The organism is Dactylosporangium sp. NPDC049525, assembly GCF_040676755.1.
Lineage (GTDB): Bacteria > Actinomycetota > Actinomycetes > Mycobacteriales > Micromonosporaceae > Dactylosporangium.
Genome location: NZ_JBFAPO010000027.1, coordinates 59,429 through 79,870, shown reverse-complemented (window position 1 = coordinate 79,870; position 20,442 = coordinate 59,429). Strand labels below are relative to the sequence as shown.

20 protein-coding genes are annotated in these 20,442 nt (G+C 73.8%); 9 read left to right on the top strand and 11 right to left on the bottom strand.

Annotated features, from left to right (window positions below; all coding sequences use genetic code 11):
• The first annotated feature begins 7 nt into the window (after positions 1-7).
• On the top strand, positions 8-988 hold the full coding sequence (locus AB0K00_RS32405; protein ID WP_363528114.1) for a radical SAM protein: 981 nt from the start codon (positions 8-10) through the stop codon (positions 986-988).
• Here AB0K00_RS32405 and AB0K00_RS32400 read toward each other — a convergent pair.
• From AB0K00_RS32400 to AB0K00_RS32390, 3 genes are all read right to left on the bottom strand, one after another.
• Positions 985-1,539 carry a CYTH domain-containing protein gene (locus AB0K00_RS32400; protein ID WP_363528111.1) on the bottom strand — a complete coding sequence of 185 codons (555 nt, stop codon included), beginning with the start codon at positions 1,537-1,539 and terminating at the stop codon, positions 985-987. The two genes, AB0K00_RS32405 and AB0K00_RS32400, sit on opposite strands and share 4 nt — an antisense overlap.
• Before the next feature lie 9 nt (positions 1,540-1,548).
• Complete coding sequence (locus AB0K00_RS32395; protein WP_363528108.1) at positions 1,549-2,085, bottom strand: hypothetical protein; 537 nt, start codon at positions 2,083-2,085, stop codon at positions 1,549-1,551.
• A 173-nt stretch (positions 2,086-2,258) separates the two neighbouring features.
• Positions 2,259-2,657 carry a VOC family protein gene (locus tag AB0K00_RS32390; RefSeq protein ID WP_363528105.1) on the bottom strand — a complete coding sequence of 133 codons (399 nt, stop codon included), beginning with the start codon at positions 2,655-2,657 and terminating at the stop codon, positions 2,259-2,261.
• A gap of 62 nt (positions 2,658-2,719) precedes the next feature.
• Between AB0K00_RS32390 and AB0K00_RS32385 the strand changes: the two genes are divergently transcribed.
• Positions 2,720-3,700 carry a YafY family protein gene (locus AB0K00_RS32385; protein WP_363528102.1) on the top strand — a complete coding sequence of 327 codons (981 nt, stop codon included), beginning with the start codon at positions 2,720-2,722 and terminating at the stop codon, positions 3,698-3,700.
• Here the strand turns inward: AB0K00_RS32385 and AB0K00_RS32380 are convergent.
• Positions 3,697-4,734, bottom strand: a complete 1,038-nt coding sequence (locus AB0K00_RS32380; RefSeq protein ID WP_363528100.1) for a hypothetical protein — start codon at positions 4,732-4,734, stop codon at positions 3,697-3,699. The two genes, AB0K00_RS32385 and AB0K00_RS32380, sit on opposite strands and share 4 nt — an antisense overlap.
• A 110-nt stretch (positions 4,735-4,844) precedes the next feature.
• On the opposite strand from AB0K00_RS32380, the gene AB0K00_RS32375 reads away from it, so the two are divergent.
• Positions 4,845-5,459: a TetR/AcrR family transcriptional regulator gene (locus tag AB0K00_RS32375; protein WP_363528097.1), complete on the top strand. Its 615-nt coding sequence runs from the start codon at positions 4,845-4,847 to the stop codon at positions 5,457-5,459.
• 13 nt (positions 5,460-5,472) lie between these two features.
• On the opposite strand, the gene AB0K00_RS32370 is transcribed toward AB0K00_RS32375, so the two are convergent.
• Complete coding sequence (locus AB0K00_RS32370) at positions 5,473-6,408, bottom strand: GNAT family N-acetyltransferase (protein ID WP_363528094.1); 936 nt, start codon at positions 6,406-6,408, stop codon at positions 5,473-5,475.
• A gap of 75 nt (positions 6,409-6,483) precedes the next feature.
• Here AB0K00_RS32370 and AB0K00_RS32365 point away from each other — a divergent pair, with 75 nt between their 5' ends.
• Entirely contained in the window at positions 6,484-7,425 is a 942-nt protein-coding gene (locus AB0K00_RS32365) for a toll/interleukin-1 receptor domain-containing protein (protein WP_363528091.1), read from the top strand.
• A 43-nt stretch (positions 7,426-7,468) separates the two neighbouring features.
• Here AB0K00_RS32365 and AB0K00_RS32360 read toward each other — a convergent pair whose 3' ends face one another.
• A complete protein-coding gene (locus AB0K00_RS32360) occupies positions 7,469-8,038 on the bottom strand; it encodes a hypothetical protein (RefSeq protein WP_363528088.1) in 570 nt (189 codons plus the stop codon).
• Positions 8,039-8,090: 52 nt separating this feature from the next.
• Positions 8,091-8,954: a hypothetical protein gene (locus tag AB0K00_RS32355; protein ID WP_363528085.1), complete on the bottom strand. Its 864-nt coding sequence runs from the start codon at positions 8,952-8,954 to the stop codon at positions 8,091-8,093.
• A 183-nt stretch (positions 8,955-9,137) separates the two neighbouring features.
• On the opposite strand from AB0K00_RS32355, the gene AB0K00_RS32350 reads away from it, so the two are divergent.
• Positions 9,138-10,082, top strand: coding sequence for a DUF1152 domain-containing protein (locus tag AB0K00_RS32350; RefSeq protein WP_363528082.1), 945 nt, complete (start codon positions 9,138-9,140; stop codon positions 10,080-10,082).
• 12 nt (positions 10,083-10,094) lie between these two features.
• Here AB0K00_RS32350 and AB0K00_RS32345 read toward each other — a convergent pair whose 3' ends face one another.
• Together AB0K00_RS32345 and AB0K00_RS32340 are read right to left on the bottom strand one after the other, a co-directional pair.
• Positions 10,095-11,816: a helix-turn-helix domain-containing protein gene (locus AB0K00_RS32345; RefSeq protein WP_363528079.1), complete on the bottom strand. Its 1,722-nt coding sequence runs from the start codon at positions 11,814-11,816 to the stop codon at positions 10,095-10,097.
• Positions 11,817-12,111: 295 nt separating this feature from the next.
• Positions 12,112-12,648, bottom strand: coding sequence for a hypothetical protein (locus AB0K00_RS32340; RefSeq protein ID WP_363528076.1), 537 nt, complete (start codon positions 12,646-12,648; stop codon positions 12,112-12,114).
• 317 nt (positions 12,649-12,965) lie between these two features.
• On the opposite strand from AB0K00_RS32340, the gene AB0K00_RS32335 reads away from it, so the two are divergent.
• Positions 12,966-15,428 (top strand): tetratricopeptide repeat protein, encoded by a 2,463-nt coding sequence (locus tag AB0K00_RS32335; protein ID WP_363528073.1) that lies wholly within the window; start codon positions 12,966-12,968, stop codon positions 15,426-15,428.
• 49 nt (positions 15,429-15,477) lie between these two features.
• Here AB0K00_RS32335 and AB0K00_RS32330 read toward each other — a convergent pair whose 3' ends face one another.
• Positions 15,478-16,704, bottom strand: a complete 1,227-nt coding sequence (locus AB0K00_RS32330; protein ID WP_363528070.1) for an MFS transporter — start codon at positions 16,702-16,704, stop codon at positions 15,478-15,480.
• Between the two features lie 189 nt (positions 16,705-16,893).
• Between AB0K00_RS32330 and AB0K00_RS32325 the strand changes: the two genes are divergently transcribed.
• Positions 16,894-17,076: a hypothetical protein gene (locus AB0K00_RS32325; protein WP_363528068.1), complete on the top strand. Its 183-nt coding sequence runs from the start codon at positions 16,894-16,896 to the stop codon at positions 17,074-17,076.
• 28 nt (positions 17,077-17,104) lie between these two features.
• Positions 17,105-18,193, top strand: a complete 1,089-nt coding sequence (locus tag AB0K00_RS32320; protein ID WP_363528065.1) for a tetratricopeptide repeat protein — start codon at positions 17,105-17,107, stop codon at positions 18,191-18,193.
• Here the strand turns inward: AB0K00_RS32320 and AB0K00_RS32315 are convergent.
• Positions 18,178-18,858 carry a DUF4253 domain-containing protein gene (locus tag AB0K00_RS32315; RefSeq protein ID WP_363528062.1) on the bottom strand — a complete coding sequence of 227 codons (681 nt, stop codon included), beginning with the start codon at positions 18,856-18,858 and terminating at the stop codon, positions 18,178-18,180. The two genes, AB0K00_RS32320 and AB0K00_RS32315, sit on opposite strands and share 16 nt — an antisense overlap.
• A gap of 276 nt (positions 18,859-19,134) precedes the next feature.
• On the opposite strand from AB0K00_RS32315, the gene AB0K00_RS32310 reads away from it, so the two are divergent.
• The gene (locus AB0K00_RS32310; RefSeq protein ID WP_363528059.1) at positions 19,135-20,421 is read left to right on the top strand and encodes a hypothetical protein; all 1,287 of its coding nucleotides are present in this window, start codon (positions 19,135-19,137) and stop codon (positions 20,419-20,421) included.
• The last annotated feature ends 21 nt before the right edge of the window (positions 20,422-20,442 follow it).

The window sequence follows — 20,442 nt, the reverse complement described above, 5'->3', positions numbered from 1 at the left end:
TCGCCGCGTGACCCGGCTTGCCGCCTCAGAGCCCAAGCTTGCCGCATCTGACTTCAAGCTTGAGAGCATCGACCTCTACATCACGTCGCGGTGCAACCGCCGCTGCACGTACTGTTTCCTGCCCGATGCCTACTTCGACCGCACCCAGCACATGACACCGGCGACGGTCGCCGCGATCGTCGGCTGGGCGTCCGGCGGCGCCACCGAGATCACCGTCCTGGGCGGCGAGCCGGCGCTGCACCCAGCATTCGTGTCCATCGTCTGCGACACGGCAGCCACGGTTCGGGTCCGTACCGTCACCAACGGCAGCAGACAGTTCCGGGCCGCCCTGCCCGCCGTCCGGCACGCCCTGAGCCGGGTGGCGGTCAGCCTCGACGCGCCCTCGGCCGCCGTCGTGGACCGCCTGCGGGGCCGCGGCGCGTTCGCCGACGCCGTCGCGACCGTCGACGAGCTGCGCGCCGCCGCCGTGCCGTTCGACCTGAACTGCACCGTCCTGGCCGACACGGTCGACACGGTGCCGGACATGCTCGCCTACGCCGAGGCCAGCGGCGCCGGCCGGCTCAACATGCACTGGTTCTCACCCGTCGGCCGGGGCGCGCTGCACGCCGCGGACCAGTCCGTGCCGGCGGCCGACTGGCGGCGCAGGGTGCTCGACGTCGTCGCCGCCTACCGCCCGTCGCGCCAGTCGTTCACGGTCGACTGCCAGGTCGCCTTCGACTTCCCCGTGCCGGGCGCCGACCCGGGCGTCTGCGCCGTCCGCGACGGCACCAACCTGCAGTTCCTGCCCAGCGGCGCGGTCTTCGCCTGCGGCATGCTGCTGGAGGACGAGACCCTCGCCGCGTACCGCTGGCAGGACGGCGCCCTGGTGCGCCGCGCCGGCGACACCGAACTGGCCCGCACGACGTCACCGTGCGGCGCGTGCCCGCTGCGACCGGCCGACGGCGGGCACCACCCGATCTGCATCTACAACCGCCTCGCGACGGTCTAGAACGTCAGCTCGCGCGCCTCGGGCCGGCCGTGCCCGCGCAGCCAGTCGGCGGCGAGCTCCGCGTAGTTGCGCCGCTCGGGCGGTCCGACCAGCCCGGCGACCTGCTCGCGGGCGAGGGTGATCTGGGCCGGGTCACCCTCGAACTCCGCGAACGTGCCCAGCTCCGGCAGCTCGTCGACGGCGACGACCAGGTCCCCGCGGCGGAACTCGCGGCGCCGCTTCGCCAACCGCCACACGGCGACGAGGCCCTGCCGGGCGAAGGCGTCCCGGACGTCGCCGGTGGCCGGGAACTCCACCTCGACCCTGCGGTAGGTGCCGTCGTCCGCATACGTGCGAGGTCCCTTGAACCCGGCGGTCACAACGCCTGCCACCAGCCGCAGCCGGGCCACGAGATCCTGCCGGCGCAGCTGCCCGTCGGGGGTGTCGTAGTACTCGTCGAGCTGCTCCTGCTCCGCAGACCCCCGGAACCCCAGCGCTTCGAGCCGCTCGACGAGGGTGGCCGGATCGGGCACGGGGTGCTTGCTCTCGACCTCGTCCACCCCGCCGGTCACCCCCCGATCCTATGCCGCGGGCGGCGCCGTACGCCGGTTGCGCATGACGCGGATGATCTCGGCCGCGCCGGGGCCGCCGGCCTTCAGCATGGCGAGCACGTCGCCGTCGTAGCTGTTCAGGACGAACCGGACGGTGGGCTCGCCCGGTGGCAGGGTCACGCCGAAGTACCGCTCGCAGGGCCACTTCGTCTCCTGGACCGTGCCGTCGGCGTGGACCCCCCACGAGTGCTGGCGCCACAGACCTTCGGACAGGGCATAGCCGGTGCCGACCGCCGGGATCGCGCCGTCGATCCAGAGCCGCGCGACGTTGTCGTGGCAGTCGCCGCCCGGCTCCGGTGCGTCCAGGACGGGACCTTGCGGGGCGCCGGACGTGAGGAGCAGGTCGAGATCGGGTTCCGGGGTCATCGGCGGCACCACCAGGTCGCCGCCGTGCGTCAACACGACGCGGCACAACGCGTGCCACCGGTCGCGCACGCCGCCGTCGACGTCCCAGTCGGCGACGCGCTCCTGGTACGTCCTCAGTAGGCGATCATGTTCAACCAGCACACGACGACCTAACCATCACGGCGGTCCCGGGGCCAGGGCCCGCGCGCCGCGGCCGGGTCACCCGGCCCGGCCGGCGCGATCCCGGCGGCAGGCGCAGAGCCGCTCCAACGGCGTCTCATCCATTGAGGGCAAACCTACTGCGACGGCCGGGCCGTCGGTGCGCGCCGGAGGGTTCAGCGGGCGAACTTCGCGACCGCGGCGGGGCTGACGGGCGTGAAGACGTTGACGAGGTTGCCGTCGGGGTCGCGCAGCAGCAGCGACCGGTTGCCCCACGGCATCGTGGTCGGTGCGTTGACGAAGTCCGCCACGAAGCCGGTGAGGTCGCGGTGCACCCGGTCGACGTCGTCGACGAGGAACTCGATGATCACGGACCGGTTGTCGGACGGGCGGGCGGCGTCCGGGGCGAAGAGCGCGACGGTGTGGGTGTCGGCGATCGCGAGCGTGGCGGAGCCGGCCCTGACCTCGGCGAAGTCCGGCGTCGACCAGGTTGCCGGCACGCCGGTCACGCGCTCGTAGAAGTCGACGAGGCGGGCGACGTCGGCGGTGATGATGCGGATCGAAATGAGGTCCATGGCGCACACGCTAGGCGGGATACTGGACAGATTCCGCCCGGTATCGGGGAGATACTGCTGGGATGGCCCGACCCACCGCCCGCGTGCTGGCGCTGCTGGAACTGCTGCAGTCCGGTGGCCTGCGGACCCTCGCGGAGCTCGCCGACCGGCTCGAGGTCGACGGGCGCACCGTGCGCCGGTATGTGGACCACCTGATCGACCTCGACGTGCCCGTCGAGTCGGTCCGCGGCAGGTACGGCGGATACCGGCTCCGCCCCGGCTACCGCATGCCGCCGCTCATGCTCACCGACGACGAAGCGCTGGCGGTGGTGCTCGGCCTGGTCTCCGGTCGCCGGGCCGGGCTGCTGGCGACCACCGGCGCGGCGCACGAGACGGCCATCGCCAAGATCCGGCGGGTCCTGCCCGAACGGCTCACCCGTCGGCTCGACGCCGTCCTCGGCTCCCTCGCCTTCACCGAGTCACCCACAGGGGCACGCACAGAGGCGCTCGCGCCGGACAGCACGGTCCTGCTCACCATCGCGTCCGCCGTCGACGCGCACCGGCCGGTCTCGATCACGTACACCGACCGCGACGGCCGGGGCAGCTCTCGCGTGCTGCACCCGTTCGGGCTGGTCGTCCACGCCGGCCGCTGGTACGTGACGGGCGCCGACCTGCGCATCGGCGAGGACCGCACGTTGCGGCTGGACCGCATCACCGACGCCCGCACCCTGCCCGGCACGTTCGAACCGCCCGCCGGCCTCGACCCCGCCCAGCGCGTGGTCACCGGCTTCGCCGCCGCTGAATACCAGCATGCGGTGACCCTGCGCATCGACGGTACCGCCGAGCAGATCCGCACCCGGCTGCCCGCCACCGTCGCCACCGTCGTCGAACCCGAGGGGCAGGGGTGGTCGCGGGTCGAGCTGCGCGCGCAGCGGCTCGACTGGCTGCCCGCGGTGCTCGCGTCGCTGGACCTGCCGTTCGTCATCGAACGACCGGACGAGCTCCGCGACCTCGTCGCCGCCCTCGCCGACCGCCTCGCCGCCTCCGCCCGGCGCACCACCTAGGCGGAGCGCCTGCCGTAATACTCGGCGATGGCGGCGAAGGCGGCCTTCGGCTCCCACGGCAGGTTGGGGTACGTGGTGCCGGGCCGGTCCTCGAAGACCTTGACGACGCCGTAGCTGGCCAGGTCGAGGTCGTCGCGGGCGGGGCCGTCGGGGCGGTGCGGGTGGTCGTAGAGCGCGAAGAGGAACACGAAGGCGGTGTCGACGCCCGCGGCGTCGAAGACGTCCAGGAGTTCGCGGATGTAGGTGGCCTGCCCGGCCTCGTCGCGGACGTGGTCGCCGGTGAGGCGGACCGGGCCGTCGTCGCCGTACTCGACGATCTCCAGCCCGTGCGCGCCCCGGTCGCCGGCGCCGCGGTAGGTGGCGGCACCGAACTCCGTGATGGCGACGGGCTTGCCCTGCAGCGCGGGGCTGCGCATGCCCTCGGCGACCAGTTCGGCGAACCGGTCGGCGATCGCGGCCGAGCGGTACACGTCCATGGACACGATGTCGAACGGCGTCCAGTCGACGCGGTCGATGGGCACAGACGCGTAGGTGACCCGGCCGCCGAAGCGTTCCCGGACGACGGCGACGGCCTGGGCGAGGAAGTCGTTGACGCGGGCGCCGACCTCGGCGATGACCTCGCGCAGACGGTCCGGCCGGCTCAGCAGCTCGAGCCGCTGCTCCATGGTGTCGGCGGGCAGGAACCCCTGGTTCATGATGCTGAGCTCGGCGCCGGTGACGAACACGATGTCGCCGCCGCGCCGCCGGAGTCGCTCCGCCCGGTCCGCGCAGTCCGCGAACAGCGCCAGCGTCTCGTGCGTGGTCAGCTCCAGTGGGTACGGCGAGTACCACACCTCCAGGCCCAGCTCGACGGCGCACGCCGCGGCGACGTCGATCCGCTCCGGGTCGCCGCCGATCACCCGGACCGCGGTGCAGTGCAGGTCGTCACGGATGATGCGCAGCTCGCGCGCGACCAGGTCCGGGTCGAACCGGCGACGAGAATTCAGGCCGTACCGGACGAACCCGGTGTCGTAGGTGATGCCGTTGCCCCGCACGTCGGTTCCTTCCCGCAGCAATTAGGTACTGGGAGTACCCTATTTTGACGAGCGGCGACGGTCAAGTGGATGCTGGGCGGGAACCAGCGGCACCGAGCGCGAGGACGGGCATGCCGGACGACCCGACGACGCAGGCCCGTGCCGGGCAGACCCGGCGGCGGGGCGCGACCCTGGAGACCGCGATCCTGCACGCCGCCGCCGCGGAGCTCACCGAGCACGGCTACGCGGGCCTGACCATGGACCGGGTCGCCAGGCGGGCGGGCACCAACAAGAACGCCATCTACCGCCGCTGGCCGGACCGCCTCGCCCTCGGCATCGCCGCGTACCGGCAACTCGCCACGACGATCGAACCGCCCGACACCGGCGCGCTGCGCGACGACGCCCTGGAACTGCTGCGCCGGGCCAACCGCCACTGGAGCTCACCGCTCGGCGCCGTGCTGCGCGAACTGCTGAGCGCCGCCGGCGGCGCACAGAGCCTCGTGGCGCACCTGCCCGAGCAGTCCACCGACGCCATGACCGCCATGTGGCTGACCGTCCTCGGGCGCGCCGTCGCCCGCGGCGAGGCCGACCCTTCGGCGCTGCACCCGCGCGTCGCCACCGTCGCGATCGTCCTGCTGCGCAACGAGTTCGTCACCCGCGGCATGCCCACCGCCCCCGACGAGGTCCTCATCGACATCGTCGACGAGGTGTACCTGCCGCTCGTGCGCAGCCGCGCCCCGCGTTGAGGGACGGGCCGCTTCAGACGGCCCGGCGGTACGCGACGACGCGCTGCTCGATCACGAACCCGACCTTCGCATAGATGCCGGCGGCCCCCGTGGGATTGTCGGCGTCGGTGTCGAGCGACGCGTGGGTGTAACCGGCCCGGCCGGCGCCGGTGAGGACCTCGGCGAGCAACGCGGTCGCCACACCCTTGCGGCGCCAGGACCCGGCGGTGCCGACGTGCCCGACGTACAACCGGCCAGGCACGTCGCTGGCGTAGGACAACACGTACCCCGCGATCGCGTCCCCGGCCAGGGCCAACCGCGACAACTCCGGCTGGAACGCCTCCGAGTGCACGGTCAGCGGCGCCCACGACTCGAACGTGCGCTCCTGGTACCCCCACAACTCCCGGAACGCCGCGGTGTGCACGGCATGCAGGTCCCGCTCCCGCGCCCGCTCATACGGCGCGATCCGGACCCCGTCGGCGAGCGGGGCCACCGGCGGCGGCGTGGTCGGTGCCACCATGTCCAGGAAGTACCGCGCGACGGCGAACCCGAACCGTTCGAACAGCCGGACCGCAGCCACGTCGGCGTCGCCCGCGATGACCTGCGCCTGCCACGGCGCGCCCGGCGCCACCTCCGCGTGCCGCGCCGCGGCCCGCTCGAGCTGCCACGCCAGCAGCTCCCGGCCGAGACCCGCGCCGCGCCGGTCGGGATGCACCCCACCGACCAGCTCCAGCCGGTCCCCGCCCTCGGGCGGCAACGGCACCATCGCGACGGCCACGAGCCGTCCGTCCGCGTCGTGGACGAGCCGCGTGTCCGTCTCCGGATCCCTGACCTCGTTGTTCACGAGGTCCTCGATCTCGGCGGCAACGTGCCCCCCGTGCCCGCCACCGGCCTCGGTCAGCAGGTTGATCAGCTCAACAACCGCCGCAGCGTCGCCGCCCCGGTAGGCACGCACCTGAAAATCCGTCACCCGTCCACCGTATGAACCCCCGCAACCGGATTGCCGCGCCCCGGGAAACTCCCTGTCCGGTACTAATCTCTGAGGATGCCCTCGGACCGCTTCGATTTCTTCATCAGCTACGCGGCGCCGGATCGAGCCTGGGCCGAGTGGATCGCGGTGCAGTTGGAGAGCGCCGGCTGGTCGGTTTGGCTCGACTCGTGGGAGCTCGCGGCGGGTCGAAACTGGGTGCAGGCCATCGCCGAGGCAACCGACCGATCGGACAGCGTGATCGCCGTGATCTCGCCCGAATCACTCGGACCGCTCCGGCACACGACCGAGGAGTGGTTCGGCTTTCTCCTGCGAGGACCTGAGAACCGCATCATCCCGGTCCTGGTGGCGCCCACAGATGTCCCAGCGCTGCTGCGTTCGATAAGCCAGATCCGAATCTACGGACTCTCCGAGGCCGACGCCCGAAAGGCTCTCCTGGCCAGCTTGGCGCCTTCGCGAACCAGACCAACGGTCGCGCCGCCGTTCCCCGGCGCCGAGACCGGCGACCAGCCTGTGCCGGACCCTGTTGCTCCACCCACCCGTCCTCGGCGGGACAAGAAGAAGGTGTTCATCAGCTACAGCCACAAGGACACTGACTGGCTGGAACGCCTCCTGGTCTTTTTGAAGCCACTGCACCGTGCCGGCATCATCGACGTCTGGTCGGACAAGGACATCAAGCCCGGCCGGGACTGGCACAAAGAGATCAATGCAGCGCTGGACCTCGCCGGCATCGCGATCCCGCTGATCAGCTCGGATTTCCTTGCGTCGGACTTCATCGCGGACGAGGAACTGCCGAAACTCCTGCAAGCGGCCGAACAGGAAGGAACGACGATCCTGTCGCTGCTCGTCCGGCCCAGTCGTTTCGAACGGACGCCGATCTTGTCGACGTTCCAAAGCGTCAACCCGCCGTCATACCCGCTGTCAGCGCTTCGCCGGCCGCAGTGGGAGAAGGTCCTGGTCGACCTTTCCTACGCGATCGAGGACGAACTCGAAAACTGACGCGTCCAGCGCCTCGGCCGTCGCCGCGGCGGAGCCCGGGAGGTCAGGCGGGTGTGACGCCGTATCGCAACGCGAGTTCGATGAGGCCGTCGACCATGGGCTTCGCCAGGCCGTTGTGCTCGAACGGCACCGGGCCGTTGGTCGTTCCCGGCGAGCCCCACGGCACGAAGTCCGTGTGGATCAGCTCCAGCACGCCGTTGCGCCGGGGTAGGTGGCCGTAGCCGCTGATCCTCACGCTGTGGACAACGCCGGTCGCGGTCAGGAGATAGCCGCTGACGTTGAACGTGTACGGGTCCGCGCGCTGCGTGTCCGGGTCCTTGAACTCGTGGGCCCGCAGCGAGAACGCCCATCCCTCGGCGACGTCCGTGACGCTCTCGGTGACGACCTCCTTGAACATCCGCCTGGACGTGGTGCGGACCCGCTGGGAGATGCGCAGGTCCGGCGGAACACCCTTGGCGGTGAGGGCGGCCGCGATGCCTGGCGCACCCTGCGCAAGGGCACGCTCATGCCCCTGCTGCTCCAGCGCTCGCTGCTGTTCGGCCTCCGCTCGGACGCGTTCGGCCGCGTCGTGCTGCTGCCGTGCGGCTCCGAACCGTGACGCGAAGTCGTCCATGTGGTGCCTCTCCTCGAACAGCTGCCCGCCCGGTGAGCACACAACGTGTGCCTCAGCCGTTGCGGTGGTGCTTCTTCACGAACGTGTAGCCGGGTGGGAGCTCGGCGTCGTCGAGCTCTTCGTGTTCGACCGTCTGCTGGTGCAGCGACAGTTGCCGCTCCGACGGCTGGGCGCCCGGTGGCAGCCTGCGCAGGAAGCCGTTGACCCAGTGTTCGCGGCGGTCGCTGCCCTCGCCGTGGACGGCGTCGTCGGGGTGCGGGGCCGGTTCGACCAGCGGGGCGTAGAGGAGCATGTCGGCGGGCTCCTCGCCGTCGACGCCCGGGTAGGACGGGTGCCCGGTCGGGTCGACGCTGCCGACGACCCGGGTGACGTAGCCCTCGCGGAGCAGCTGCTCGACGGCGTTGCGGAGCAGGAACGCGGCGCGGTCGCCGCGGCCGAGCCGGCTGCGTTTGAGGAGGTCCGCCTCGGCGAACACGGCGCTGCCGTCGTCGAACACGCGGCCCAGCCGCCGCACGGTGTGCAGGACCTTGGACCAGTTCGCCTTGCCCGGGGTGTAGTCGCGGGTGACGACCATCGGGTCGTACTCGTGGTAGTAGTTGACGCCGTCGACCCGCATCGGCTCGACGAGGGGGACGGTGCGCACGACGACCTCGTCCTTGGCGGGCCGCCACACGACGGTGACGATGACCCCGGGGTGCAGGTCCGCGGGCCACTCGATGCCGACGAACTGCCACTCGACGTCCTGCCGCAAGGTTGCCTCGAAGACCAGCCGCTCGGCCGTGACGCCCCGGACACGGTGCTCGAGCACGACCGGGACGGTGTCCCTGTGCTGGAGGGCCTCGACGCACTCCTCCGGCACGGGGCAGCCGCCGCCGTCGAGGTCCACCCGCCGCAACGCCAGTCGCCGACTCCTCATGATCGCCTCCGGGTCCCATTATGCTTCCGGCGCCGTCGACGGACGCGACTGTCGCCGACCTGGATCCGGCGGCGGGTAGTCTGCCCAGTCGATGGGCATGAGCTTCACGGTGATGGCGGTCGCGGGCGTTGACGCCCGCGACGTCGCGGCGCGGCCGTCCCGGCGATTCGACGGCGGCGCCGGGTGACGTGGCGGCTGCCGTTCTTCGAGGCGCTCGGCGACGCCCAGCGGATCCTGATCGCGGGCGCCGGCGGCGGGTTCGACGTCTACGCCGGGCTGCCGCTGGCCCTGTCGCTCATGAACGAGGGCAGGACGGTCCACCTGGGCAGCCTGTCGATCGTCAACCTGTATGAGGTGAACGCCTGGCTGGAGCCCGGGATCGCGGCGGTCACCCCGGACACCGTTGCCTACAGCGACTACTTCCCCGAACGTGCGCTGGCCCGATGGCTGGCCCTGCACCGGCTACCGTCCACCGTCTTCGCGTTCCCCCGCACCGGGGTACGACCGTTGCGCACCGCGTACCGCCGGCTGGCGAAACGCCTCGACCTCGACGCGATCGTGCTGGTGGACGGCGGGACCGACATCCTGATGCGCGGCGACGAGGCGGCCCTGGGCACCCCCGTCGAGGACGCGACGAGCCTCGCCGCCGTCAACGGCACGCCCGTGGCCACGAAACTCGTCGCGGTGATCGGCTTCGGTGTCGACGCCTACCACGGCGTCAACCACGTCCAGGTCCTGGAGAACATCGCCGCGCTGGACCGCGCCGGCGCGTACCTCGGCGCGTTCACCGTCCCGTCGCACGGCCCCGAGGCGGCGCTGTACCGGGACGCCATCGCGCACGCCCGGGCCGTCGCACCGGACCGGGCGAGCATCGTGAACGGGCAGATCGCCGCGGCCCTGACCGGCGCCGCCGGCGACGTGCCCCTCGACGGCCGCACCGGCGGGACCCCGCTGTTCGTCAACCCGTTGATGGCCATGTACTTCACGTTCGACCTGGCCGGCCTGGCGGCGCAGTCGTTGTACCTGGACCGCATCCGCACCACCGACGACATGCTCCAGGTCAGCCACGCCATCGAACGCTTCCGCGACGAGATCACCCCCAGGCCCAGGGTCCCCTTCCCGCATTGACGCCCCGGCCGGCTACAGGCGGTAGCGGATGAGGACCGGGGTTCCGGTGAGGGTGATGTTGGCGCCGGCGCTGACCGGCTCCGTGGTGCCGTCCAGGCGGAGCACCGCCTCCGCGCCCGCCTCGGCGCGCAGTGTGATCGGGCCCGCGTGGGTCCAGCGGATCAGGGCGCGGCGGTTGCCCTCCGGGGTCGACACGACGAACTCGCACTGCCACACGTACTGCGGCAGCTCCACCGCCTGCCCGTTGCCGCAGCCGGTGATCTGCGCGCCGGCCACCCACCGCTGCAGCTGCTGCACCGCCAGGGCCGCTTCCGTCGGGGCGCCCCCGTCCGGCTGCAGGACGATCGGGATCTTCGTGCCGCCCCAGTTGTAGAAGTACATCCGCTGCAGGTTGGTCGTGCGGGCCAGCAGGCCGACCAGGAAGAACCGCACCGCGTAGTCGCGGGCCCGCTCTGCGTCGAGGTGCCCCTGCAGCGGGATGTCGTAGGTCGTGCCGGTGTTCCACAGCGGCGGGTGCACGCCGATCTCCTGGAAGAGCCGGCCGATCAGCGCGGTCAGCTCCAGCATCGTCTCCGGCGGGTCCTCCGGTGAGCGCTGGTGCAGCTTGATGCCGGCGGCGTGGCAGTGCGAGTATCCGCCGAGCTCCGCGAAGCGGCGCAGCACCTGCTGGCCCTCGGCGTTCCACAGGTTGCCCATCCCGGGGCACACCACGACCGCCTTCGGGTCGGCGGCGCGGATGATGGCGTTCGCCCGCCGGGTCATCTCGACCAGCGTCTCCACCGAGCCGCTGTACAACCGAGGGTCGTTGGCGAAGACCCACAGCTCATACGCCGAGATGCGGCCCTGGTACCGGCCGACGAGCGCGCTGATGTACGTGTCCCACATCGTCAGGTCGTCCGGCGGTGCCGAGCGGGCGCCGTCCGGGTAGACCGTCAGCGGGCCGTTCGGCGCCGCCCACCCGGGCGTGCCGCCGACCACGAACAGCACCGGCAGGTCGTGGCTGCGCGCGCCCTCGACGAGCCGGTCGAGGATCGTCCAGTCGAACTGGTCGCGCGCCGGCTGGATCCGTGACCACGTCGTCTCGCTGTCCCAGAGCCGCACCGCCCCGGTCGTGAACCCGGGCATGTGGCCCGACCCGCTGTTGATCGTCACCCCGAAGTACTCCGAGGGCACCGGCTGCGCGGGCAGCGCCCAGGTCGGCCCGCTGATCCACTGCGGTGTCGGCGTCGTGGTCGCGCTGGCCGTCGCGGCGAGGTGCTTCGGTGCGGGGCCCGGCGCCAGGCTCATCCGTGTCGCCACCGCGGTCCCGGCGACCAGCAGCATGGCCGCCAGCGCGGCGAGCGCGGCGGTTCTCCACCTGCGTCGCGGCGGTGTCGGGGGTACGGCCACCGCCGGCACCGTTGTGCCGGCTTCGCCGGGTTCGGGCGCTGTGACGTCTTCCGCGTGCTGTGTCTGCTCCGCGTGCGGTGCCTGTTCCGCGGCTTCCGCCGGTTGCTGGCGTAGGGCGGCCGTCCACAGCGGATACAGCCGGTCGAGCTCCTCCCGGTCCGCGCCGCACGCCCGGGCGATCCGCTCCACCGTGCCGAAGTCGTGCGGCACCGCCCGCCCGGCGATGTACCGGTGCACCGCCGACTTGCTCAGGTTGACCTTCTGCCCGATGAGCGCATGGCTCAGCCCACTGCGTTCCTTGAGCGCGGTCAGCAGCGCGGCAAGGTCGCCAGGACGGTGCGGCATCGCCGTCTTCTCTCCAGAGGGGCCGGGGGCAGCATCGTACCGACCGTCCCGGGATTCGCACATCCCCGCAGGTCAACGCGGGGGCGGCGTCCCAGCGTCCCGAGTTGCCGGCCATCGCTGGCGCCTCGGTCGCGGACCTTGGCAGACTGCCGCCACCGCCGCAAACGGCGGTGACCGGGTGCACATCAACGGGGGTGTCCGGTCACTGCCACGCCGGCGCCTGGGGCCGAACCAACACAGTCGGCCGGCCAGGCGAGCCCGGGGGTGGGCTCGCCTGGCCGGTGGGGGAGAGGAATCAGGCGCAGTTGACCGACACGTCGTCGACCCACGCCGCGACCGTGGTGCCCGGGCCGTTGCCGACCACCGATACGCGGACCATGAAGAAGGTCGGGCTGTTCGACCATGAGGTGCTGAACTTCGTGTACGGCGCGTCGGAGGTCAGCGTGGCCGACTTCAGCGCGACGTAGTGGAAGTCGAAACTGAGGATCTCGAAGTTGATCAGATGGAAGCCGCCGGTCGGTGCCGGGTTGACGAAGACCGACGCGGAGCAGTTCTGCGGGTGGCTGAGGAACACGTTGCGGCTGACGGAGGAGAAGCCGTCGCCACGGATGGTGATGAACGCGTCGCGGACACCGCTGCGCACCTGCAGGGAGCTGAAGCCGCCCGCGCCGTCGCCGGAGTGGGTGAACGACCAGTTCTGCAGGGCGGGCGGCGGCTCGAAGCTGTCGAAGATGTTCACGGCCGCGGACGCGGGCGTCGCGCTGACCGCGAGCAGGCCCACGGCCAGGGCGACCGCGACGAGCGCGGCGCGGAAGGTGCGGATCAAGGGCATTCCGGGTACCTCACGATCGATCGGCGGGCCGGCCGGTGGGGGAGTCCACCGGCGCGGCGGTGGTTGCTGGCGTTGCGCGACCACCGCCACCACCGTCACCGCCGCGGACCGGCCCGCACCGCCACGCGGCGGCAAAGTTCCGGTCAACTGCCGGTCCGCCGCCAGGGACTGTCACCCGGGCGACATCGGCGCGGCAGGCCGGGCAGAGGTCCGGGCAGAGGTCCGGGCAGGGGGCCGGGCAGGGGCCGGGCACGGCCGCCACTGCCGGTGTCGCGAACGCGACCGGACCCTCGCCGAACCCCCGCCGTGCCGGCGCCGTGGCAGCACGTGTGGGTGTCGAGGCCGGACCGTTCGCCGAACTGATGCGGCGGCACCGCCGCACCGCCGGGCTCAGCCAGCGGGAGCTGTCGACGCTGTCCGGGCTCAGCGAGCGGGCGATCCGTGACCTCGAACGCGGCTCGACCGTCCGCCCCCGCGGGCACTCGGTGCGGGCCGTGGCGGCGGCCGTCGGCCTGAACGGCGCGGACCTCACCACGTTCCTGTCGGCGGCCCAGGACAGCGTCACCCCGGTCCCGCCGCCGCACGCCCTGGACGACCTCGTCGGCCGGGACGAGGTCCTGCGCGCCCTGCTCGAGCTCGTCACCGTCGGGCGGCGGCGGATCGTCACGGTGACCGGCCCCGGCGGCGTGGGCAAGTCACGCCTGGCGGCCGCGCTCGCCGGCGTGGCCCGGCAGCGGCACGGCCTGGACGTGCGGGCGGTGGACGTGTCCGCGCTGGGCGAACCGGACCTGGTCATCGAGGTCGTCGCGGAGGTGTTCGGCTGCGGCGGCACGTCCCGCCGCGGTCACATCGACCGGGTCGCGGCGCACCTGCGCGACCGCCGGGCGGTGCTCGTCCTCGACGGGTTCGAGCGGCTGGTCGGCGCCGCGGCCGACGTCGCGGCCCTCGCCGGGCGGTGCGCCGGGCTGACCGTGCTCACCACCAGCCAGCGGCCGCTGCTGGTGCGTGGCGAGCGGGAGGTCCGGCTCGTACCGCTGCGGCTGCCCGACGCCGTCGCACTGTTCGAGGCCCGTGCCGCCGCGGTGCGCCCCGGCTTCGCGGTGACGGACGCCAACCGGGCCGAGGTGAGCGCGATCTGCCGGCGCCTGGACGGGCTGCCCCTCGCGGTCGAGCTGGCCGCGGCCCGGATGCGGCTGCTCACCCCCGGTGAACTGGTCGACCGGCTCGACCACCCCCTGGCCGTGCTGGCCGGCGGCCCGCGCGACCTGCCCGCCCGGCACCGGTCGCTGCGGGCGACGATCGAGTCGAGCCTGGCGGTCGTCGGCGCGCCCGCCGGGGTCCTGTTCGACCGCCTCGCCGCGTTCGCCGGCGGGGTCGCGTTCCCCGACCTGGAGGCGGTGACCACGGCCCTCGGCGACGATTCGCCGTGGCTGCTCGACGCGCTCGCCGAACTGGTCGACACGAGCCTCGTGCGGGTCACGGCCGACGGCGGCTCCCGGTACGGCCTGCCCGACGCGATGCGCGAACTGGCGGCGCAGCGGCTCGCCGCGTCGGCCGACCGGGACCGGGTGGCCCGGGCCGTGGCGGTGCACTACCTCACCCGCCTCCGCAACCAGGACACCGGGCAGGACATCGGCCAGGACACCGACACCCTCAGGTCCGCGCTGGCGTGGGCGGTCACGCACGAGCCCGGCCTGTTCGACGCGGCGACCGTCGACGCGCTGTTCTCCCACTACGAGCGCACCGGCCGGCTCACCGAAGGGCAGGGCCTGCTGGCGAAGGCGGGCGCGGCCGGGGCGCCGCACGCCTACGTCCGGGCCGGTCAGCTCGCCCGGCTCCGCGGCGACCTCACCGACGCCGCCCGGCTCGCCGCGCTCGCGCTCACCGGCCTGGACCCCGGCGACCACAGCGGACGCTGCATGGCGCACCTGACGCTCGGCTCCGTCAACACCGACCGCACCGACGGCCGGGCCGCCCGCACCCACCAGCGCGCCGCGCTCGTGCACGCCCGCCGCGCCGGTGACGTCCGGCTGATCGGCCGGGTCCTGAACAACCTCGGCACCCTGTCGATGGAACTGGGCCGGCTCGCCGACGCCGGCCGTCTCCTCGGCGCCGCGCTGGAGGCCAAGCGCCGCAGCGGCGCCGGCGACGTCGACCGCGGGCGGACCCTGTTCAACCTCGCCGAGACCGCCCTGGACGCCGGCCGGCACCGCGACGCGGAGGAGCACGCCCGGGCCGCGACCGCCGCCCTCCGCGACGGCCACCCGCGCCTCGCCGCGTTCGCCGGCACCACCCGGGCGCTCGCGCTGCTGCGGCTCGGCCGCACCGGTGCCGCCCTCACCACCGTCCGGGAGGCGGTCGCGCTGCTCGGCGAGTCCGGCGACGACCGGCGCACGTTCGCGGTCATCGGGCTGCGGTACAGCGTCGTGCTGCACGCCACGGGCGAACGGCCGGCGGCGGCCGGGGCGCTGCGCCAGGTGCTCGCGGCGGCGTTGGACAGCACCGACCGGGACTGCGGCGAGGCCGCGAACGCCCTGGAGAGCCACGCGAGGTTGCTCGCCGCCGCTGACCCGGCCGCGGCGGCGAACCTGCTCGGCGCCGCCGCGCGGATCCGGCGGGCGTCGAGCCGGCCGGTGTCGGCGGCGACCGCCTCGGACGCGGTGGCCGCCGCGGACCTCTGCCGCGCGGCCCTCGGCCCCGCCCGCTTCGACCGCCAGTGCGCCCGCGGCGCCACGATGCTCCCCGACAGCCTCGCCGCCGCCGTCGCAGCGGACCGGTAGCGGCCCGCCTACCGGGCGGGTTGGAGCTCGGGGACCGGCGCGGGCTCGCCTACCGGGCGGGTTGGAGTTCGGGGACTGGCGCGGTGCGGGCCGGGCGGCGCACCAGCAGGGTCACGACGGCGAGGAGCGCGACCGCCGCGGCGAACAGCAGCCAGACGCGGCCGAGCGCGGTCGCCGCCGCGGCCAGCAGCGGGCCGGCCCACATGCCGGAGGTCATCGCAAGGGTGAGGGCGGCGTTGTACCGGCCGCGCAGCGCCTGCGGGGCGAGCGCGTTGACCAGCGCCGGGAGGGCACCGGCCAGGAGCAGCTCACCGGCGCCCATGAGCACCGCCGCGAGCGGCAGCGTGACGCCCGCCCCGAGCAGCTGTGACCGCGCCTCGACGGCGCACAGCAGCCAGCCGGCCGACCACACGGCAGCGGCGGCGGCGATCAGCTGCGGAGGCCGCAGCCGCGCGCCGGCCCGCAACGCCAGGGGGAGACCGGCGACGATGGTCAGGCAGTTGGCGACGCTCGCCCATGCCATGGCGCCCGGGTCCCCGCCGGTGACGGCGACGACCGGCAGCCCGGCGTTGTAGACGCCGTACCCGGCGGCGGACATCAGCAGGGCGACCAGCAGCACCCGCAGCAGCGCCCGGTCGGCGAGCAACGCCCGGTAGCCGCCGGCCGGTGCCGCGTCGCGGTCGCGGGCAGCGGGGGTGCCGGCGGGTGCCCTGGTGTACGAGGCCCACACGGCGGCGACCGCGACGAGGCAGGTGGCCGCCGCGACCCACCACAGCCCGGTGAGGTCGTCGGTGCCGACCAGCACCCCGGCCGCGGAACCGGCGCCCATGCCGGCGTTGAACAGGGCGAACTGCAGCGTGAACGCCCGGCCCTGCGCCGCCTCCGGGACCAGGCCGGCGATCAGCGTCGCGTACGCGGGCAGCGTCACCGACCAGCCGAACCCGACGGCGGCGACGGCGCACCCGAGCAGCACCGGGTGCCCGCCGGTGGCGACGAGGACCAGCCCGCAGACGGTCACGGCCAGGCCGCCGGTCATCACGCGGTGGCCGCGGTACCGGTCGGCGAGCGCGCCGCTGAGCCAGTTGCCGGGGAAGCTCGCCAGGGCCAGCAGCGACGTCATCGCGGTGGCGGTGACGAGCGGGACGCCCTTCACCGAGTGCAGCAGGATCACCAGGTACGGCTGGGTGAGCCCGATCCCCACGGCCGACACGACGTCACCGCACAGCAGCAACCGCAGCGCGACGGGGAGCCGGAGTGCCGGCCGGGTGTCGTCCATCGTGTGCTCCTCAGATCCGCCGCGGTCGTCGATGGTGTCGGCGGAGTCTGTGCCGGGTGTCTTGCCGAACGCTTGGCGCCGGCTTCCAAGTGCATCGCAAGTTCGGGCCAAGCGGTGCCGGGCACGCTCATGGAGCCCGGCCGGGGCCACCCGCCGGGCCTCACGAAATCGAATCCAAGGAGCATTCCGATGCAGCGTTCGACCACCGAGGCGCCCGCCGTCCGGACCCAGGTGCGGGCCGACGGCCTCGCCACCAACCACAGCCAGGCCGTGTCCGCCGGGCGGGGGCTGACCATCAACCACAGCCAGGCCGTGGCCACCGGGCGGGGCCTGAGCTGGAACCACAGCCAGGCCGTCACCCGGCTGGTCTGATCCACGGCGCGGGCGGCGGGAGCGAAGCATGACACCGGATCCCGTCGACGAGGCGGTCGCCCTGCACGACCGGGCGCTGTCCGCCTGGGACGAGTGCCATTACCCGCTGGCCGCGGACCTGTGCCGGCGTGCCCTCGAGATCCTCGAGGCGCACGCCGGTGCCGGCAGTCCCGACGTCGCCAACGTGCTGACGCTATTGGGCAGCGCCGAGGACGAGCTCGGCGCGCACGGGCCGGCCGAGGCGCACCACCGCCGGGCCGCCGCCATCATGGGCGCGCTGCCGGCACAGCCGGACGTGCTGCTGCGGCTGCGCGTCCAGGCGGCCCTCGGCCTCGGCGGGAACCTGCGCCGGCAGGGCCGCTACCTCGAGGCGGAGCAGGTGTACCGCGTCGCGTGCGACGACGCGGCGGCGAGCTACAGCGCCCTGGAGATGGTGCCGCTGCACAACGAGCTCGGGGTGCTGTACAAGTTCGCCGGTCGCCTCGACGACGCGCGTGCCCGCTACGCGACGGTGCGGGCCGTGCTGGAGGACGCGTACGGCCCCGAGCATCCCGTCCTCGCCGCGGTCTGGCACAACCTCGCCGGCCTCGCGCACAGCCGCGGCGACCTGGCCGAGGGCGAGGCGTACGCGCGGCGCTCCCTTGCCCTGCACCGCGCCGCCTTCCCGCCCGGGCACCCGGCGGTCGTCGCCGACGAGGCCCACCTCGCCGCGCTGCTGCAGGCGCGGGGCAACCACGCGGAGGCGGAGCCGTTGCTGCGCCGGGCGATCGGGTACTTCACCGACCTGCACGGGCCGGACCACGTCGACGTCCTCACCAACCTGCACAACCTGGCCGCGGTCCTGGCCGACGCCGGCGACCCGGCGGGCGCGGAGGAGCTCTACCGGCGCGCGCTGGACGGCAAGCGCCGCACGTTCGGACCCGACCATCCGGAGGTCGCGCTGACGCTGCACAACCTGGCGGCGCTGGCCGCCGGCCGCGGCGAGCGCGCGCCCGCCCGGGCCATGGCGGCCGAGGCGCACCGCATCCTCACGCCGCGGGTCGCCGCCGACCACCCGGTCCTGGTCTCCGCGGCGGGTTTCCTGGCCGGCCCCGCCGAGGTTCAGGGGCGGTCGTAGAGCGTCCAGTGCCCGAGCCGGGTCAGGGCCCTCGCGTACGCGCGCACGGTCGTGCCCGCGGTCAGCCCGGCGAGGCTGACGTGCTCGACGGCGAGCCGTTCGGCGTCCGCCGGACCGGTCGGTGGCCGCGGCACCGCGAACCCGGTGGCGAGACCGATCACCGTCGGCTCGGCGCCGTGCCGCTCGTGCCACCGGCGCGCCGCCGCGACCATGAGCTCCGGCGGGAGGCCGACCCCGCCGTACGCGTCGACGTAGGCGAACGCGGCCCACGGCTCCGGCCGCGGCAGGATCGCCAGGAACTGCGGCGCGCCATAAGCGGTCACGTCGTACGCGTCGAGGTGGTGGCCCTCGTCGCCGGTGCCGAGGGTCTCCGCGTCCTGCCGCGCCTGCCACCGCGCGACGTGCGCGTCCAGGTCCACGGTCTGCGCCCGGCGCAGCACGTCGGCGGGCGAGCTCAGGCGGCCGTCGGCGCGGAAGAAGTCCCGGTCCAGGTGCATGGTGTCCGCCAGCAGCACCGGATAATGCGCTGCCGACACGGCCCGGACCCGCTGCCGCGCCTCCTCGAACCCGCCGTCGAGCCGCACCACGACGAACCGCTCACCGTCGACCTCGTGCTCGTGCGTCAACCGGCCCGCCAGGCCGGCGGCGCGCAGCAGCTCCTCCATCGCCGAATGCTAGTCGATTCAGCGAGCTGTGCCTGGGCACCATGACGTTCGGCGACGACGCGGACGAGCCGGCATCGCACCAGCTGCTGGCCCGCCTCACCGCGGCCGGCGACGTACCCGCGCGGTTACCTGGCCAACTCGCCCCGCCGCCGGGAGCCCTGTGTGCCGGACGGATGCGGGTGGAGGGCTGCGGTGCGGCGGGGGACGTTGTATGCTCCCGCCGATGACTACCTCATGTCAGAGATTGGGGGTCCCATCCGCGCGAAGTGAGTGCTGATGCACTCTCCCGACGCGAATGGGGAATCCCGCCGCACCTTCTGGCTGCGCGTGCGCGAGTTCGCCGTGCCGCCCTCCATGATCAAAGCAGCGACCGCCCGCCGGCACGCCGGTGACTGGGCCGGGGCGTGCGCCGCCGCGCGCGTCGACGTCGATCTCGACCTGCGGGCCCTGGCCCGGGCCGGCGGCGCGACACTGTCGGCACGCATCCGCGCCGACCTGCGGCACCTGGCGCCGGACCTGTTGCGCTGGCACATGCCGCGGATCGCTCCGGACGGGCTGCTGCGCCCCGGACTGACCGTGTCACTGGCCCGGTACGACGGTGGCGTGCACCTCGTTGCCCGCACGCCACCGGCCTGGGCGGACGCCGGCCAGCGGGTCAGCCTCGCCGTCTGGGGCGGCTCGGTGCGCGGTGGCGTACCGCATCCGCATCCGCATCCCGACCAGCGGTTCCGGCTCGATCTGCACCGGCACCTCTGGGACGCGCGCCGGTCCGGTGAGCTACGGATCCGGGCCGGTCGCGGCGGCGTGCTGGCCGGTGCGCCGCCGGGACCCGACTATGCCGTGGACCGGTGGGCCGCGGAGGCCGCGATCCTGCTGCACGCCGACGGGCTGCCGGGCACGACCGTGACCGTGCGGCTGGGCGCGAAGCGCCGGCTGTCGGTCGACGCCGGCGGCACCGTGGTGCCGGCGCGTGGCCGCGACCCGGTCCTGCCGGACGCGGCGACGTGGGTGCTGCCGGACGTGGAGCTGCTGCGGGCCGGGCTGCTCGACGCGGACCGGCTGCACCCACTGGTCGCCGCGGCCATCGCACCAGACCGGCCACCGCCGGACGCAGCGCCGCCGGACGATGTGGACGCACCGCGGGCCGTCGCCTGCCGGGGCGAACGGCATCGCATCGGCCTCGTGGACGGCGTGCTCGTCGCGCTGGACCACGACCCGGCCGAGGTCCGCCGCGAGGAGCTGCTCGCGGCGCTCGGCGGCACCCCGCTGCCGTGCCTGCAGGCGATCGACGAGGCGCACCGCCGGCCGGAGTGCCTCACCGACGTGCGGGCCCGCCTCGACCACGGCGACGCCGCCGGTGCCCTCGCCGTCGTCGAGGGCCTGCTCGGCGCGGACGCGTTGCTGCGGCACGGCGCGCTGCGCGAGGAGCTGGAGACCGCGGCGCTGCGCAAGGTCGCGCACGGTCTCTTCCGCGCCGGGCTCGCCGGAGACGGCCCGGGCCCGGCACACCGCGACGGCCGCCGGGTCTCCCGGTCGCGCCCGCGCCACGCGTCGTCCCGCTGACCTCCTTCTCCCACCCCGACT

Bases quoted from the DNA above. Each gene is read 5' to 3' on its own strand.
- AB0K00_RS32360 (WP_363528088.1), bottom strand. From the start codon at position 8,038: ATGGACGACTTCGCGTCACGGTTCGGAGCCGCACGGCAGCAGCACGAC.
- AB0K00_RS32340 (WP_363528076.1), bottom strand. From the start codon at position 12,648: ATGCCCTTGATCCGCACCTTCCGCGCCGCGCTCGTCGCGGTCGCCCTG.
- AB0K00_RS32330 (WP_363528070.1), bottom strand. From the start codon at position 16,704: ATGGACGACACCCGGCCGGCACTCCGGCTCCCCGTCGCGCTGCGGTTG.
- AB0K00_RS32315 (WP_363528062.1), bottom strand. From the start codon at position 18,858: ATGGAGGAGCTGCTGCGCGCCGCCGGCCTGGCGGGCCGGTTGACGCAC.
- AB0K00_RS32320 (WP_363528065.1), top strand. From the start codon at position 17,105: ATGACACCGGATCCCGTCGACGAGGCGGTCGCCCTGCACGACCGGGCG.
- AB0K00_RS32355 (WP_363528085.1), bottom strand. From the start codon at position 8,954: ATGAGGAGTCGGCGACTGGCGTTGCGGCGGGTGGACCTCGACGGCGGC.
- AB0K00_RS32365 (WP_363528091.1), top strand. From the start codon at position 6,484: ATGCCCTCGGACCGCTTCGATTTCTTCATCAGCTACGCGGCGCCGGAT.
- AB0K00_RS32390 (WP_363528105.1), bottom strand. From the start codon at position 2,657: ATGGACCTCATTTCGATCCGCATCATCACCGCCGACGTCGCCCGCCTC.
- AB0K00_RS32375 (WP_363528097.1), top strand. From the start codon at position 4,845: ATGCCGGACGACCCGACGACGCAGGCCCGTGCCGGGCAGACCCGGCGG.
- AB0K00_RS32345 (WP_363528079.1), bottom strand. From the start codon at position 11,816: ATGCCGCACCGTCCTGGCGACCTTGCCGCGCTGCTGACCGCGCTCAAG.
- AB0K00_RS32325 (WP_363528068.1), top strand. From the start codon at position 16,894: ATGCAGCGTTCGACCACCGAGGCGCCCGCCGTCCGGACCCAGGTGCGG.
- AB0K00_RS32310 (WP_363528059.1), top strand. From the start codon at position 19,135: ATGCACTCTCCCGACGCGAATGGGGAATCCCGCCGCACCTTCTGGCTG.
- AB0K00_RS32385 (WP_363528102.1), top strand. From the start codon at position 2,720: ATGGCCCGACCCACCGCCCGCGTGCTGGCGCTGCTGGAACTGCTGCAG.